We start from the raw sequence: 15,301 nt of genomic DNA, 5'->3' as shown, positions 1-15,301 counted from the left end.
GCGCTCTACAGATTGCGCGCCGGGCAATAGATTTGCCGAGTTTCCAGCGCATAGAGACAGCCATCGACGCTGGTCAGGCGAATGGTCGAGCCCTTATGGCGGCCATAAAGCAGGTTGAACACCAGTTCGTCGTCGATTTCGCTGGCCAGCCCGGTGACCTGACCGTCTTCGACGCGCAGCCGGTAGTTACCGAGAAAGCCGTACTCCACCACGCCCGACGTCTCTAGGATGCTGTCGCCCTGCCGGGTCATGGCATAGAACCGACCATTGTTGACCTGCAGGCTGTGGCTGATTGCCAACACCTGACCGTTGCTCAGGTGGACTTGACCGGTGGACTGATAACGACCGTCGAGCTCGTTGCTGGAGATGAAATTCAGCCACAGCACGAGCATGCTCAACAACATCGCCAAGGCCGTGGCGAGCATGGTCAGCAACCAGCCGCGGCTGATGCCGCACTGCGTTCCCTGGCTCATGGCAGGCACCTGCTCAGTTGGGCATCGGCGACCTGATTCAGCTGGCTTTCGTGCAACATCAGCGAGCGTGCACCACCATTGCTCTGCAGGCACAGCAGTTCGTAGAAACCACCGCGCAGGCTCAGTACCAGGTTGGCCGGTTTGCTGGCCAGTACGGCAAGCCGGCTGGTCAGGCCGTGAGTCTGCAGAATTAGCTGCTGCAGCCTTTGCGGGTCCTGATCGATGTAGCGCACGTGCAGTGAGCCCAGATTCATTTCGCTGCTGTGCAGGTCTTTGGGTTGGCTGATCGTGTACAACGCCATGAACAAGGCGATGCCGATGATGCTGAACAGGCTCAGCAGAATCAGCCAGGATGCCCGCTGACGGCTGTGGCGGCGCAGAAACGCTGGCTGTGGCGTCGGCGTATCGAGTGTTTCGCTGACCGCGCCGATGTCATCGATGCTCGGCGGATAGACCAGATAGTTGGGGTTCAGCAGATAGCCGCGGCGCGGCAGGGTCTGGATGATCTCGCGACTCTTCTCGTCGCCCAGTACCTGGCGCAGGGTATAGATCTGCTGGTTGAGGCTGCCCTGGCCGACAACCCGGTCGGCCCAGGCGTGGCTCATCAATTCCTCGCGCGAAACCACATCGCCAGGCTCGCGCAGCAAGCGCTCGAGCAGGCGGCTGCCGGAATAGCCCAGATCGATCTTCTCTTCGATGCCGCTCTTTACCAGGGTCAGCTGATACAGCGCCGGGTAGAAATGCGCGAAACAATCGCTGCGCCCGGTCCTGATGATCAGGCACGCAATGTTGCTTTCCGGCTCGGCTAGCGGCGTTTCTGGGCTGGTGTTCATGCGGTCCTTGAGGCGAGCGGCAATTCCATGCGGGAAATTTCCCGGCGACAGACGGTCAGCATTCTGGCGTCAGGGAATTGCACTGGCAAGTCTTGTGCCAGCCGCCTACTGCTGGAAGCCATTTGCCGTTCGCTGGGGATGCTTACCCAATACTAGCCAGTCTATGGGTGAAGTCGACGATATCGCCGAGATTCGTCGGCACCGTATCGATCATGTCTCGGTTTGATGACAGCTGATCAACATGCCTGATAAGGCAGGGTGGGGCGGTGGCCGCAGGCCATGAGAAACGCCCCGCAGAGGCGGGGCGTTGGGGGGGGCGGCGCAATCCGTTGCGCCTGGATGACGCGGGATCAGCCCAGCAGGGACATGACCATGCCCGGCATCTGGCCGGCTTGTTTGAGCATGGAGATGCCCGACTGCATCAGCATGGAGTTCTTGCTCATGTTGGCGCTTTCCTTGGCGAAGTCGGCATCCATGATGCGACCTTTGGCCATGTCGGTGTTGTCCTTCATGTTGTTCAGGTTGTTGGCGGTGTGGTTCAGGCGGTTGATGTTGGCGCCGAACTGGGCGCGCAGTTCACCGATGCTGTCCAGGGCGTCGGCCAGGGTGTCGATCATGCCGTTGGCAGCGCTACCGTCGGCGCCAGCGATCTCGGCACCCGGCGTGGTGCTGTCCGGGGTGGCGTACTGAGCGGACAGGCCGTCCAGAGCGGTAGCCAGGTCGCCCAGCGGAGTGCTGACGTCCAGGGTCAGGGTTTCGGCGGCGCTGGCGCCAATCTGGAAGTCCATGCCAGCGCCGAACTTGCCAGCGGTACCGTCGGTGGTGGTGCCGTCGCTGAACAGGTTCTCGCCTGCGTACTTGGTGTTCTTGACGATATTGCCCAGTTCCTGACCCAGTTGGTCGTATTCGGCCTGCAGCGCGTCGCGGTCCTTCTCACTGGCAGTGGCGTTGGCAGCCTGGGTGGCCAGGTCTTTCATGCGCTGGACGATGTCGGTCATCTCGGTCAGCGCGCCTTCGGCGGTCTGCAGCAGGGAGATGGAGTCACCGGTGTTGCGGATGGCGACGTCCATACCACGCGACTGGGCGTTCAGACGGGTAGCGATCTGCAGGCCGGCGGCGTCGTCGGCAGCGGAGTTGATGCGAAAGCCAGTGCCCAGACGCTGCTGGTTGGTGCCCAGGGCGTTGTTGGTCTTGGACAGGTTGGTCTGGGTGATCAGCGAGGAGTAGTTGGTATGAATCGACAGAGCCATGATGGTATTCCTTCAGTTGAGTGAAGCTGGCTGTGATTGCCTGCTGTAAGTGAAGGGCGACCGGCTCTTGGTAGCGATTAAATGGCGCTGGCAGAATTTTTTCTGCATATGCGGCGACGGCGCACCCTACGGGGCGTCACGCGAAACACACCAAACAAAAACGGCGACCCGAGGGTCGCCGTTTTGTGAAAACCAGGCGTGATCAGCCGATTTCGATCATCTCGAAATCCATCTTGCCGACGCCGCAGTCAGGGCATAGCCAGTCTTCCGGCACGTCTTCCCAGCGGGTGCCGGGAGCGATGCCGTCATCCGGCCAGCCCTGGCTCTCGTCGTAAATCAGTCCACAGACCACGCATTGCCACTTTTTCATAAAAACCTCAGGCCAATCTCACGGTGTTGCGCGACGCAAGCTACCGCAATTGCACTGACGCGCCAAGCTGGCTGGCGGCAATCGCCGCCAGCCAGCGACCAACCAAAGTCGGGTCGTGCAGTGCACGGCCCTCCATCAGTCAGCGAGCGGTCATCAGCGGATCGGTCAGTGCCATGCCATACATCGCCACCACCGCGATCAGACCAGCTGCAGCGAGGTAGTAGAGCGTCGGCAGGATGGTCTTGCGCAGGGTGATGCCTTCGCGTCCGAGCAGACCAACGGTAGCCGAGGCCGCCACCACGTTGTGGATGGCAATCATGTTGCCCGCCGCCGCACCCACCGACTGCACAGCGACCATCATCGCCCCGGATACGCCGATCAGCTCGGCAGCATTGAGCTGGAACTGCGACAGCATCAGGTTGGACACGGTGTTGGAGCCGGCGATGAAGGCGCCCAGTGCGCCGACCGCTGGGGCGAAGAACGGATACACGCCGCCAACGCTGTCGGCCACCAGTTGCGCCATGGCCACCGGCATCGACACCAGGTCGCTGCCGTTGACGCCCGAGTTGATCAGAATACGCACCATGGGAATGGTGAAGATCAACACGAAACCAGCACCGAGCAGGGTCTTGCTCGACTCGCTTACCGCCGCCTTGAGCTCGGAGAAGCGCATGCGATGGAGGAAGAAGGTCACCAGTACCACCATGCACAAGATGCCACCCGGCAGGTACAGCGGCTCGATGGTGCCGGACACGCCGGTCTCACCGAGGATGTCCTTCCAGCCGAAGCTCAGGCCCAGCATCGCCGCCTTGAGCTCAGGGAAGGTGCGCGACACCACCAGGAACACCGCCAGCAGCAGGTAGGGCGCCCAGGCCATGGGCACGGAGATTGGTGCCTTGCCGGCCACCTCGTCCAGCTTCATCTCGATCTTGCCCATCCAGTCGGACGGCCAGTCCTTCGGATCAGCGAAGTCCCAGGTGTCCTTCGGCAGCAGGAAGCCGGCCTTGGCGGCCGGTACCACGATGGCCAGGCCGACCAGGGCGCCGATCATCGAGGGGAATTCCGGGCCGAGGAATACGCCGGCTGCCATGTACGGCAGGGAGAAGGCGAAGGCGGTGAAGATGGCGAACGGCGCGACGGCCAGGCCTTCCTTCCAACTCTGATTCTTGCCGAAGAAGCGCGTCATGATCATCACCATGATCAGCGGCATCAGCAGGCCGATAAGGCCGTGGGTGATGGCTACCCGCGAGTAGATCAGGTGGAAGAAGGCTTCCCAGCTGCTGCCGGTGGCAACCAGTTGCTCGGTGATGCCGGTTCTGTCCAGGCCCGAACCGACACCCACCAGGATTGGCGTACCCACTGCGCCGAAGGATACCGGCGTCGATTGCACCATCATGCCCAGCACCACCGCGGCCAGAGCCGGGAAGCCCAGGGCGACCAGCAACGGCGCGGCCACGGCAGCCGGGGTGCCGAAACCGGAGGCGCCCTCGATAAAGCAGCCGAACAGCCAGGCGACGATCAGCGCCTGCACGCGGCGATCCGGACTGATGTTGGAGAAGCCCCGGCGAATTGCCGCGATACCTCCCGAGTGCTTGAGGGTGTTCAGCAGCAGGATCGCGCCGAAGATGATCCACAGGATCGCGGCCGTGAGTATCAGCCCCTGGAGGCTGGAGGCGATGACCCGGTTGAGGGACATGTCCCAGGCCAGCAGGCCGATCAGGGCGGTGAGGACGAACACCAGCGGCATCGCGTACTTGGCCGGCCAGCGAAAGCCGATCAGCAGTACACCCGCTAGCACCAGTGGTACGAAGGCCAGGATGGACAGCAGCGTTTGACTCATGGGTTGGTTCCTTCTTTTTCTTGTGAACCACAGTTTTCCGGGGATACCCGGCGCCACGCATCTGGAAGGGCCGGGCACCACGGCACCGGCCTTTCCGCGAGCCGCGACGGCAGGGATCACCCATCGTCGCGCTCATGCTCGAAAGCCCCGACGGTCAGAAACCGTCAGGGCTTGTTACTGCTCCGTGGAGGCTTTCAGGCCATCCACGGCTGCGAACTCGTTTTGTGTGGGAACGGCTGGGCGGTATCCCGCTTCAGCCGCGACAAGCAAGCGATAGACTGCTCGCGGCTGAAGCCCCTCCCACAGTCGCTCAAACCTCCTCTTTGAAACGCAGCCGCCAGGCATGCAGCAGCGGCTCGGTGTAGCCGGACGGCTGCTCGCGGCCCTTGAACACCAGGTCACTGGCGGCGCGGAAGGCGTGGGATTGCTCGAAGTTCGGCGCCATCGGGCGGTAGGCCGGATCGCCGGCGTTCTGCCCGTCGACCACCTGCGCCATGCGCTGCAGGGTCTCGCGCACCTGGGCCTCGTTGACCACACCGTGGTGCAGCCAGTTGGCGATGTGTTGGGCCGAAATGCGCAGGGTGGCGCGGTCTTCCATCAGGCCGACGTTGTGGATATCCGGCACCTTGGAGCAGCCGACGCCCTGCTCGACCCAGCGCACCACGTAACCGAGGATGCCCTGGCAGTTGTTGTCCAGCTCCTGCTGGATATCGCTGGCGCTCCACGGCCGCTCGGCGCTGACCGGCACGCTGAGCAGATCGTTCAGCAGACTGTCGCGCTGGCTGGCCAGGTCGATCAGTTCCAGCTCGCTCTGCACCGCCTGCACGTCGATCTGGTGATAGTGCAGGGCGTGCAGCACGGCAGCGGTTGGCGACGGCACCCAGGCGGTGTTGGCGCCGGCTTTCGGGTGGCCGATCTTCTGTTCGAGCATGGCGGCCATCAGGTCGGGCATGGCCCACATGCCCTTGCCGATCTGCGCCTTGCCGCGCAGCCCGCAGGCCAGGCCGACCAGCACGTTGTTGCGCTCGTAGGCCTGAATCCAGGCGCTGGATTTCATGTCGCCCTTGCGCAGCATCGCGCCAGCTTCCATGGCGGTGTGCATCTCGTCGCCAGTGCGATCGAGGAAGCCGGTGTTGATGAAGGCCACGCGCGCGCTGGCCGCCTCGATGCAGGCCTTGAGGTTGACGCTGGTACGTCGCTCCTCGTCCATGATGCCCATCTTCAGGGCGTTCGCGGGCATGCCCAGCAGCTGTTCGACACGACCGAACAGCTCGTTGGCGAAGGCCACTTCGAACGGCCCGTGCATCTTCGGTTTGACGATATAGACGCTACCGGTGCGCGAGTTGCCGCGACGCTTGAGGTCGTGCAGGGCGATCAGGCTGGTCACCACCGCATCGAGGATGCCCTCGGGAATTTCACGACCTTCGCCATCGAGAATCGCCGGGTTGCTCATCAGGTGGCCGACGTTGCGGATGAACAGCAATGAACGACCGTGCAGGGTCAGTTCACTGCCATCGGCGGCGGTATAGACACGATCCGCATTGAGGCGGCGGGTGATGCGCTTGCCGCCCTTGTCCAGCTCCTCGGCCAGGTCACCCTTCATCAGGCCCAGCCAGTTGCGGTAGACCACCACCTTGTCGGCGGCGTCGACTGCAGCCACGGAGTCCTCGCAGTCCATGATGGTCGACAGCGCCGCTTCCATCAGCACGTCCTTCACGCCGGCGGCGTCGGTGCGGCCGATGGGGCTACCCGCGTCGATCTGGATCTCGAAGTGCAGGCCGTTGTTCTTCAGCAGCACGGCGCTCGGCGTGGCAGCGTCGCCCTGGAAACCGACGAACTTCTCTGGTTGCGCCAGGGAGGTCTGTGCACCGCCGCTCAGGGTCACCTGTAGCTCGCCGGCGACCACGGCATAGGCACTGGCATCGGCGTGCGAGCCCTTGGCCAGCGGCGCGGCCTGGTCGAGGAAGGCGCGGGCGAAGGCGATCACCTTGGCGCCGCGTACTTCGTTATAGCCGGGACCTTTGCTGGCGCCGCCTTCTTCACTGATCGCGTCGGTGCCATACAGGGCGTCGTACAGCGAGCCCCAGCGGGCGTTGGCGGCGTTGAGCGCGTAACGTGCATTCATCACCGGCACCACCAACTGCGGGCCGGCCTGGGTGGCGATCTCGCTGTCGACATTGGCAGTGGTCGCCTTGACCTGCTTCGGCTGCGGCAGCAAATAGCCGATGGAGCCGAGGAAGGTGCGGTAGGCATTCATGTCACGGATCGGGCCGGGGTTGGTGCGATGCCAGGCATCCAGCTCGGTCTGCAGACGATCGCGCTCGGCCAGCAGGGCGCGGTTGCGCGGCGCCAGGTCGTGCACCAGCGCGTCGAAACCGCTCCAGAAAGCCGCCGCCTCGATACCGCTGCCAGGCAGCACTTCGCTTTCGATGAATTGCTTGAGCTCGGCGGCTACTTGCAGGCGCTGACATTGCACGCGTTCGGTCATGTTGCTGTTCTCCTGTCTGCTTCCGCCCATGGTGGTGCGGGTCAATCAATGTGTTGTAGGAGCCCCGCCCCGGGGCGAAGCTCTTCAGATCCATTTAGCCGCGAGGCGTGGGCGACATCGCTTACAGCGCCGCAATACCTGCTTTGGCCACCTGCGCATCCTGCTCGGCCTTGACCCCGGACACGCCCACGGCGCCGACCACCTGGCCGTCCACCAGCACCGGCACGCCACCCTCCAATGAAGTAATCAGCGGTGCGCTGAGGAAGGCACTGCGGCCGCCGTTGACCATGTCTTCGTAGCCCTTGGTTTCGCGGCGGCCGATGGCGGCGCTGCGCGCCTTCTCGGTGGCGATGTAGGCGCCGATCGGCGCGCAGCCGTCGAGGCGCTCCAAGGCCAGTGGATGACCGCCGTCGTCGACCACGGCGATGGCCACGGCCCAGCCCTGTTGCTGCGCTTCGCTGCGGGCTGCCTGGAGGATCTGGCTGACTTCGCTTTGGCTGAGTACGGCTTTATGTTGCATGGCATACCTCGTGTTCGTGACTTCGTGATCAGTTGTAGGGTGGATGTCGCTTTTCACATCCACCGCTCTGGTGGTCAGGGCCACGCCCTGACCGAGCTGCGTGCTAATCCGTAGGAGCGAGCTCTGCTCGCGAACCATGGCTAACGGCAAAAGCTTCGCGAGCAGAGCTCGCTCCTACCTGTGCAAGACCATTCGAGGTTTGCACCAGGTTACGGGTGATCATTCCATCGCTTCCTCGACGATTTCGATCCAGTGCCGCACCGGCGTACGCCCGGCACCGTCCAGGTGGGTCTGGCAGCCGATATTGGCGGTGACGATGGCGTCCGGTTTGCCTCTTTCCAGGGCGTTCAACTTGTTGTCGCGAAGCTGCCGCGACAACTCCGGCTGGGTCAGCGAATAGGTGCCGGCCGAGCCGCAGCACAGGTGGTTATCCGGTACCGCCGTCAGGCCGAAGCCGAGGCGTGTGAGCACGCCTTCAACCGCGCCGCCGAGCTTCTGCGCATGCTGCAGGGTGCAAGGGCAATGGAAGGCCAGGCGTTGTTCGGCACGTACCTGCAACTGTTCCAGCGCCTCGCCCTGCAGCACCTCGACCAGATCCTTGGCCAGGGCGCTGACCCGCGCTGCCTTGCTTGCATAAGCGGGGTCACCTGCGAGCAGGTGGCCATAGTCCTTGACGAAGGCACCACAGCCGCTGGCGGTCTGCACGATGGCTTCAGTACCGGCTTCGATGGCAGGCCACCAGGCGTCGATGTTCTGCCGCGCGCGTTGCAGCCCTGCTTCTTGGGCGTTGAGGTGATAGTCGACGGCGCCGCAGCAGCCGGCTTCGTGGATCGGCGTGACGCTGATGCCGAGGCGATCGAGCACGCGTGCGGTGGCGGCATTGGTGTTGGGCGACAGCCCCGGCTGCACACAGCCTTCGAGCATCAGCACGCGGCGCGCATGTTGCTCGGTCGGCCGTGGCTTGGCCGGGCGAATTTCACGCGGCAGTTTGGCTTTGAGCGCGGCTGGCAGCAGCGGACGCAGAGCAAGACCGGCCTGGGTCAGCGTCTTGAACAGCGCGGGTCGCGGTACCACGGCGCGCAGGCCCTGGCGCAACAGGCGTTCGTTCAGCGGTCGCGGCACAGCCTGTTCGACCACTTCACGGCCGATATCCAGCAGGTTGTGATACTGCACGCCGGACGGGCAGGTGGTTTCGCAGTTGCGGCAGGTCAGGCAGCGATCCAGATGCTGTTGGGTCTTGGCCGTGACCTCGTTGCCTTCGAGCATCTGCTTGATCAGATAGATGCGCCCGCGCGGGCCGTCCAGCTCGTCGCCGAGCAGCTGATAGGTCGGGCAGGTGGCGTTGCAGAAGCCGCAGTGCACGCAGGAGCGCAGGATGCGTTCGGCTTCTTCGGCGCGCGGCAGGCGTTTGGCCTGTTCACTCAAATTGGTCTGCACGTCTTATACCTCAGCGTACATGCGGCCAGGGTTGAAAATACCCTGGGGGTCGAGCTGGTTCTTCAACTGGCGCTGGTAGCGCAGCAGCGGGGCTGCCAGCGGCTGGAAAGGTTGCGCCTGGCCGGCGGCGAAGCAGGTGGCGTGGCCGCCGAGCTTGGCCGTCACGCGCTGGATCAGCTCGCCGTTGGCGTCGGTCTTCAGCCAGCGCTGTGCGCCGCCCCAGTCGATCATCTGGCGACCGGGCAGGTCGAGCAGACCGCTGTTGGCCGGCAGCGACAGGCGCCACAGCGTGCCGCTGGCGCTGAAGAACGGCAGGCGCTGTTCGCGTAGCTCATGCCAGTAAGCGTTGTCGATCTCTTCGCCACCCAGGCGCTGGCGCGCGGCCAGAACCGAGCCCTCGCCACCTTCCAGGCGCAGGTGCAGCGCGGCACCGTCGTGGCTGGCGGCGCTGATCGGCAGCGGCTGCTGGCCCCATTCGGCGAGCTTGTTCAGGGCGTGCAGGGCGTCCACCTCCAGGCGCAGGCTGAGCACCTGGCGCGGTTTGGGCAGCACCTTGATCGACACCTCGGTGAGCAGGCCGAGGCAGCCGAAGCTGCCGGCCATCAGGCGCGACAGGTCGTAGCCGGCGACGTTCTTCATTACCTCGCCGCCGAAGCGCAGCAGCTTGCCCTGGCCGGTGATCACGCGGGTGCCGAGCACTTGGTCACGCACCGAGCCGGCCCAGGGGCGGCGCGGGCCGGACAGCCCGGCGGCGACCATGCCGCCGAGGGTGGCGCCATCGCCCAGGTGCGGCGGCTCGCACGGCAGCATCTGGTCGTTGGCCTCCAGCGCCGCCTCGATCTCGGCCAGCGGCGTACCGGCGCGGGCACTGAGTACCAGCTCGGTGGGGTCGTAGCTGACGATCCCGCGATGCATGCGGGTGTCCAGCACCTCGCCGGTGCTGGCGCGGCCCAGATGAGCCTTGCTGCCGCTGCCCTGGATGCGCAGCGGTGTGGCGCTGTTCAGCGCGTGGTTGACCTGTTCCAGCAGCGCGGCGCTGGCGTCGAAATCATGCGCCATCAGAAACGCTCCAGTTCCGGGAAGGGCAGTTGGCCGTGATGCACATGCATGGCGCCGAACTCGGCGCAGCGGTGCAGGGTGGGGATGTTCTTACCCGGATTGAGCAGGCCGCTGGGGTCGAACGCCGCCTTCACCGCGTGGAACAGGGTGATCTCGTCGCTGTTGAACTGCGCGCACATCTGGTTGATCTTCTCGCGGCCAACGCCGTGCTCGCCGGTGATGCTGCCGCCGACCTTGACGCAGAGTTCGAGGATCTTGCCGCCGATGGCCTCGGCGCGCTCCAGCTCACCAGGCACGTTGGCATCGAACAGGATCAGCGGGTGCATGTTGCCGTCGCCGGCATGGAACACGTTGGCCACGCGCAGGCCGTACTCCTCGGACAGCTCGGAGATGCCGCGCAGCACGCCTGGCAGCTCACGACGCGGGATGGTGCCGTCCATGCAGTAGTAGTCCGGCGAGATGCGACCGACCGCGGGGAAGGCGTTCTTGCGCCCGGCCCAGAACTTCACCCGCTCGGCTTCGTCGCGCGCCAGGCGTACTTCGGTGGCGCCGGCTTTCTCCAGCACCTCTCGCACGCGCTCGCAGTCGTCGGCGACGTCGGCCTCCACGCCGTCCAGCTCGCAGAGCAGGATGGCTTCGGCCTCCACCGGGTAGCCGGCGTGGATGAAATCTTCGGCGGCGCGAATGGCCAGGCTATCCATCATCTCCAGGCCGCCAGGGATGATGCCGGCGGCGATGATGTCACCCACGGCGCGGCCGGCCTTTTCCACCGAGTCGAAGGCCGCCAGCAGCACCTTGGCCACTTGCGGCTTGGGCAGCAGCTTGACCGTCACCTCGGTGACGATGCCGAGCATGCCTTCGGAGCCGGTGAACAGCGCCAGCAGGTCGAAACCCGGCGCATCGAGGGCATCACTGCCGAGAGTCATGAACTCGCCTTCGACGGTGAGAATGTCGACCTTGAGCAGGTTGTGCACGGTCAGGCCGTACTTCAGGCAATGCACGCCGCCGGCGTTCTCGGCGACGTTGCCGCCGATGGAGCAGGCGATCTGCGAGGACGGATCGGGGGCGTAATACAGGTCGAACGGCGCGGCGGCCTGAGAGATCGCCAGGTTGCGCACACCGGGCTGGACGCGGGCGAAGCGACCTTCGCGGTTGATCTCGAGAATCTGGTTGAAGCGCGCCATCACCAGCAGGATGCCCTTTTCCAGCGGCAGCGCGCCGCCGGACAGGCCGGTGCCGGCGCCGCGTGCTACCACCGGTACGCCACGGGCGTGGCAGAGCTTGAGCAACTGCTGCACCTGCTCGATGCGCTCGGGCAGCACCACCAGCATGGGCGTGGTGCGATAGGCGGAAAGCCCGTCGCACTCATAGGGTTTGAGGTCTTCCTGAGTGTGCAGGATGTCGAGATCGGGCAGGCTCTGGCGCAACTCGGCCAGTAGGGCGGTCTTGTCGACCGCGGGTAGCGCGCCGTCGACGCGCTCGTCGTACAGAATGCTCATGGCAGGCTCAATCTTGGACGTTGTTGTTATTGGCGGTCATGCCGCGACCTTGGCCGCATGTTTAGGCTGCCTGCTTCTTTACGTCCATTCTCTTTAGCGCTGGTAGGACCAGTTTCTTTCATCAGGCTTTCGCCATGGATTGGCCTAAGGTCTCATACACTGTGGCTTGCCTGCCGTAAGGTGCGCGATCTAAGGTGGCCCTTAAAAATTGGTACGACCAGTGCTGTGGAGGTGGCGAATGGACGGGCAACAGGGTGTCGCACGGCGGCAGGTAAGCGATGTGGTGGCCGAGCGCATCGAGCGGCTGATCGTCGACGGCGTGCTCAAGGTCGGGCAGCCACTGCCGTCGGAACGACGCCTGTGCGAAAAACTGGGCATCTCCCGTTCGGCCTTGCGTGAAGGGCTCAAAGTGCTGCGCGGTCGCGGCATCATCGACACCGCGCAGGGACGTGATTCACGGGTGGCCAAGCTCAGTGGTGAGCGCGACGCCAGCCCGCTGATGCATCTGTTCAACTCGCAACCACGCACCCTGTATGACCTGCTGGAGGTGCGCGGCCTGCTTGAAGGCGAGTCGGCGCGCCTGGCGGCGCTGCGCGGTACCGAGGCGGACTTCGTCCTGCTGACCCGGCGTTACGAAGAGATGCTGGCGGCCCATGCGCAGGAAAATCCGGTGGACCCGCGTGAGCATGCGCGCCTCGACCATGCCTTTCACCTGGCTATCTGCGAGGCCTCGCACAACCCGGTGCTGGTGCACACCCTGCAGTCGCTGACGGACCTGATGCTTAGCACCGTGTTCGCCTCGGTGAACAACCTCTACCACCGCCCGGCGCAGAAGCGGCAGATCGACCGTCAGCATTCGCGCCTCTACCACGCGGTGATCGAACGCCTGCCGGAGCAGGCCCAGCGCGCCGCGCGCGATCACATCAACAGCATTCGCGACAACCTGCAGGAGATCGAGCAGGAAGAGCAGCGCCTGGTGCGCGCCACCATGCGCTTGGAGGGTTGGGCGTAGGGCGGGTGAAACCCGCCTGATGACGGTGGCGGGTTGCACCCGCCCTAAATATTTGTGGGAGGGGCTTTAGCCGCGACCCGCTAGACCCGCTCGCCGCTGAAGCGCCTCCCACGTGGCATGACTCCCTACCTGAAGGTGCTGGTCACCACCCCTTCTTCCACCACCTGCGCCTCGATCACCTTCTGGCTGCCGAGGTTGCGCACGCGGATCACCTCGCCTTCACGGCCATTGGCCATGGCTTCGCCGGTGGCCGATGCGGAGATGCCGTCCTGGCTGGCGATGATGGTCACTTGCTGGCCACGACGGATCAGCAGTGGCGCGGCGAGCAGGTTCGGCGCGATCAGCTGGCCGGCACGTACGCGGCGCTTGGCGCCCTGGCCGACCACTTCGTCGAGGTTGTTATAGAAGCCTCGCGTTGCTCTACCAACGTTCACCTCCTGCAGTTGCAGCTGTTCGGCGGCGATGGTCTGGCCGCGTTCGATCACTCGCGCGGCATGCACGGCCGGCAGGAACACGCCGGCCTGCACCAGGGCTGTGACGCTCCAGCCGGGCGTATCTGCGCAGCTCAGGTCCAGGCGTTGCCGTGACAGGGGTGAAGGATCGTCGCTGGCGACCGTCACGCTCAGCGCCTGGGCACAGGCCGGCAGGCGTTCGGCGCTATTGAGCAGGGTGATATTGAGGCTGTGACGCATGCCCTTCCAGGCCTGACGCTCGGCCTCCTCGGCCAGCTTCTGCTGCATATGTGCGGTCACGGCCTGATCGATCTGGCTGGCGGCATCGGTCTCCGCACGCGCAGCGCTCAGCGGCAGCAGGGCAAGGAGGAAAAGCGTCGACGCCCAGGCGGAAAAAGCCTTTCCGCTTTTCCTCCAGGCCGCGCTTCTATGCGGAAGGAGGGCGACGCGGAAGGCGCCTGTCGATCTTGTGAATTCCTTGTAAATCAATGTGATACGGGTCTCTTGGGGGTTGGGCACGCTTTGTGCTGAAGGCACATGGGCACAACCTTGGGTTAAGGGTACCGAGAAATGAGTATACGGATTGATGACGTGGTGGGCGTGCATTCGCGAGCACTCGAGCTGCGCATGCAGCGCAGCGAAATTCTCGCTGCCAACCTCGCCAACGAAGACACGCCAGGCTTTCTCGCCCGTGACATCGATTTCGCTGGCGAGATGCAGCGAGTCGATCCGCAGCAGGCCTTCGCCGCCAGCAGTGCGGATCTCAAGTATCGCGTACCGACCCAGCCGTCGCAGGACGGCAACAGCGTCGAGCTGAGTGTGGAGCAGGCGGCGTTCTCCAAGAACAGCATGGACTTCCAGACCAGCCTGACCTTTCTCAGCATGAAATTTCGCGGCCTGAAACAGGCCATCGAGGGACGCTGATCATGGCTTTCGATTCCATCTACCGCATCGCCGGCTCGTCGATGAACGCGCAGACCGTGCGTCTCAACACCGTGGCCAGCAACCTGGCCAACGCCGATTCGGCTGCGGCCAGCGCCGAGGACGTGTATCAGGCACGCAAGCCGGTCTTCGCTGCCGTCTACAACAACGACCAGCTGACCCGCAGCGTGGGCATGGGCGGCGCCCATGTACAGGTGCTCGATGTGGTCACCGCCGGTCGCGAACCGGTGCGCCGCTACGAGCCGGACAATCCCCTGGCCGACGACCAGGGTTACGTGTTCTACGCCGACATCGATCAGATCGAAGAAATGACCGACATGATGTCGGCCACCCGCAGCTTCGAGACCAGCGTCGAAGTGCTCAATCGCCTGAAGAGCATGCAGCAGGGTCTGCTCAAGCTCGGAGAATCCTGATGGCCACGGTCAGCAATAACAGCCAGAACAATCCCGCCTACAGCATCGACGATGCGGTGAAGCAGTCGGTCAACGTCAGCGACGCGACCCAGCTGGAAAACAACTTCCTCACCCTGATGGTCGCGCAGATCCAGAATCAGGACCCGACCAAACCGGTGGACAGTACCGAGTTCCTCAATCAGTTCGCCGCCATGAGTCAGGTCAAGAGCCTGGAAAACATGGCCTCGCTGAGCAAGAGCAACCTGGTGTTGTTGGACAACCTGCAGACCCTCACCGCTGCCGGCCTGGTCGGCCAGGAAGTGAAGGTGGCGACCGAGCAGCTCGAGCTGGGCGTGGACAAGGTGCGCGGCGAGATCAACCTGGAGCATGCCGCCGGCAAGCTGGCGTTGGTGGTGACCGACAGCAATGGCGTGAAGAAGGAAATCGACCTCGGCTCCCAGGCGCCGGGGCGCGTGCCCTTCGAGCTCGACCCCAAGGCCCTGGGCCTGGCGCCGGGCAGCTACAAGGTCGAGGTCAAAAGCGACAGCGGCGAGTACCCCAAGGTCGAGGTGGCCGGTCGCGTCACCCAGGTGCGTGTCAGCGCCGAGGGGCCAGTGCTGGAAGTCATCGGCGTCGGCTCCGTGCCCTTCTACAACATCACCGAATTCGGCCAGACGCAGACCGCCGGTCTGCTCTGAACCTTCCCATTCGCTCAATTCAAAGGTCCAGTCGCC

The 15,301-nt window shown here is 64.2% G+C and carries 15 protein-coding genes; 4 read left to right on the top strand and 11 right to left on the bottom strand.

Annotation, left to right across the window (positions count from 1 at the left end; genetic code table 11):
- Nucleotides 1-5 precede the first annotated feature (5 nt).
- The 10 genes from RTH74_RS07865 to glcD all read right to left on the bottom strand — a co-directional run bounded on the left by RTH74_RS07865 (nt 6) and on the right by glcD (nt 11,769).
- Nucleotides 6-473: a hypothetical protein gene (locus tag RTH74_RS07865; RefSeq protein ID WP_316914291.1), complete on the bottom strand. Its 468-nt coding sequence runs from the start codon at nt 471-473 to the stop codon at nt 6-8.
- Nucleotides 470-1,306: a winged helix-turn-helix domain-containing protein gene (locus tag RTH74_RS07860; protein WP_316914290.1), complete on the bottom strand. Its 837-nt coding sequence runs from the start codon at nt 1,304-1,306 to the stop codon at nt 470-472. The genes RTH74_RS07865 and RTH74_RS07860 overlap by 4 nt, the downstream gene beginning before the upstream one ends.
- A 350-nt stretch (nt 1,307-1,656) precedes the next feature.
- The gene (gene lafA / locus RTH74_RS07855; RefSeq protein WP_316914289.1) at nt 1,657-2,556 is read right to left on the bottom strand and encodes a lateral flagellin LafA; all 900 of its coding nucleotides are present in this window, start codon (nt 2,554-2,556) and stop codon (nt 1,657-1,659) included.
- A gap of 202 nt (nt 2,557-2,758) precedes the next feature.
- The gene (locus RTH74_RS07850; RefSeq protein ID WP_003242223.1) at nt 2,759-2,926 is read right to left on the bottom strand and encodes a rubredoxin; all 168 of its coding nucleotides are present in this window, start codon (nt 2,924-2,926) and stop codon (nt 2,759-2,761) included.
- A 139-nt stretch (nt 2,927-3,065) separates the two neighbouring features.
- Nucleotides 3,066-4,766, bottom strand: coding sequence for an L-lactate permease (locus RTH74_RS07845; protein ID WP_125880900.1), 1,701 nt, complete (start codon nt 4,764-4,766; stop codon nt 3,066-3,068).
- A 310-nt stretch (nt 4,767-5,076) separates the two neighbouring features.
- Nucleotides 5,077-7,254 (bottom strand): malate synthase G, encoded by a 2,178-nt coding sequence (locus RTH74_RS07840; protein ID WP_316914288.1) that lies wholly within the window; start codon nt 7,252-7,254, stop codon nt 5,077-5,079.
- A gap of 121 nt (nt 7,255-7,375) precedes the next feature.
- A complete protein-coding gene (locus RTH74_RS07835) occupies nt 7,376-7,774 on the bottom strand; it encodes a heme-binding protein (RefSeq protein WP_106734700.1) in 399 nt (132 codons plus the stop codon).
- 219 nt (nt 7,775-7,993) lie between these two features.
- Entirely contained in the window at nt 7,994-9,211 is a 1,218-nt protein-coding gene (gene glcF, locus RTH74_RS07830) for a glycolate oxidase subunit GlcF (RefSeq protein ID WP_316914287.1), read from the bottom strand.
- 3 nt (nt 9,212-9,214) lie between these two features.
- Nucleotides 9,215-10,270, bottom strand: a complete 1,056-nt coding sequence (gene glcE, locus RTH74_RS07825) for a glycolate oxidase subunit GlcE (protein WP_316914286.1) — start codon at nt 10,268-10,270, stop codon at nt 9,215-9,217.
- Entirely contained in the window at nt 10,270-11,769 is a 1,500-nt protein-coding gene (gene glcD / locus RTH74_RS07820) for a glycolate oxidase subunit GlcD (RefSeq protein WP_316914285.1), read from the bottom strand. The genes glcE and glcD overlap by 1 nt, the downstream gene beginning before the upstream one ends.
- 238 nt (nt 11,770-12,007) lie before the next feature.
- Here glcD and glcC point away from each other — a divergent pair, with 238 nt between their 5' ends.
- The gene (gene glcC / locus RTH74_RS07815) at nt 12,008-12,781 is read left to right on the top strand and encodes a transcriptional regulator GlcC (RefSeq protein ID WP_072423634.1); all 774 of its coding nucleotides are present in this window, start codon (nt 12,008-12,010) and stop codon (nt 12,779-12,781) included.
- A 125-nt stretch (nt 12,782-12,906) separates the two neighbouring features.
- Here glcC and flgA read toward each other — a convergent pair whose 3' ends face one another.
- Nucleotides 12,907-13,722 carry a flagellar basal body P-ring formation chaperone FlgA gene (gene flgA, locus RTH74_RS07810; RefSeq protein WP_420713142.1) on the bottom strand — a complete coding sequence of 272 codons (816 nt, stop codon included), beginning with the start codon at nt 13,720-13,722 and terminating at the stop codon, nt 12,907-12,909.
- Between the two features lie 81 nt (nt 13,723-13,803).
- On the opposite strand from flgA, the gene RTH74_RS07805 reads away from it, so the two are divergent.
- Genes RTH74_RS07805 through flgD form a run of 3 tightly spaced genes read left to right on the top strand, consistent with a single transcriptional unit; the run spans nt 13,804 to nt 15,265 of the window.
- Complete coding sequence (locus RTH74_RS07805) at nt 13,804-14,157, top strand: flagellar basal body protein (protein ID WP_072423633.1); 354 nt, start codon at nt 13,804-13,806, stop codon at nt 14,155-14,157.
- A 2-nt stretch (nt 14,158-14,159) separates the two neighbouring features.
- Nucleotides 14,160-14,588, top strand: a complete 429-nt coding sequence (flgC, locus tag RTH74_RS07800; protein ID WP_179543345.1) for a flagellar basal body rod protein FlgC — start codon at nt 14,160-14,162, stop codon at nt 14,586-14,588.
- Nucleotides 14,588-15,265 (top strand): flagellar hook assembly protein FlgD, encoded by a 678-nt coding sequence (gene flgD, locus RTH74_RS07795; RefSeq protein ID WP_179543344.1) that lies wholly within the window; start codon nt 14,588-14,590, stop codon nt 15,263-15,265. Before flgC ends, flgD begins: the two co-directional genes overlap by 1 nt.
- Nucleotides 15,266-15,301 lie beyond the last annotated feature (36 nt).

This window comes from Pseudomonas sp. zfem001, from assembly GCF_032621725.1.
Classification (GTDB): Bacteria; Pseudomonadota; Gammaproteobacteria; order Pseudomonadales; family Pseudomonadaceae; genus Aquipseudomonas; species Aquipseudomonas sediminis.
This window is presented reverse-complemented; position numbering and strand designations above follow the sequence as displayed.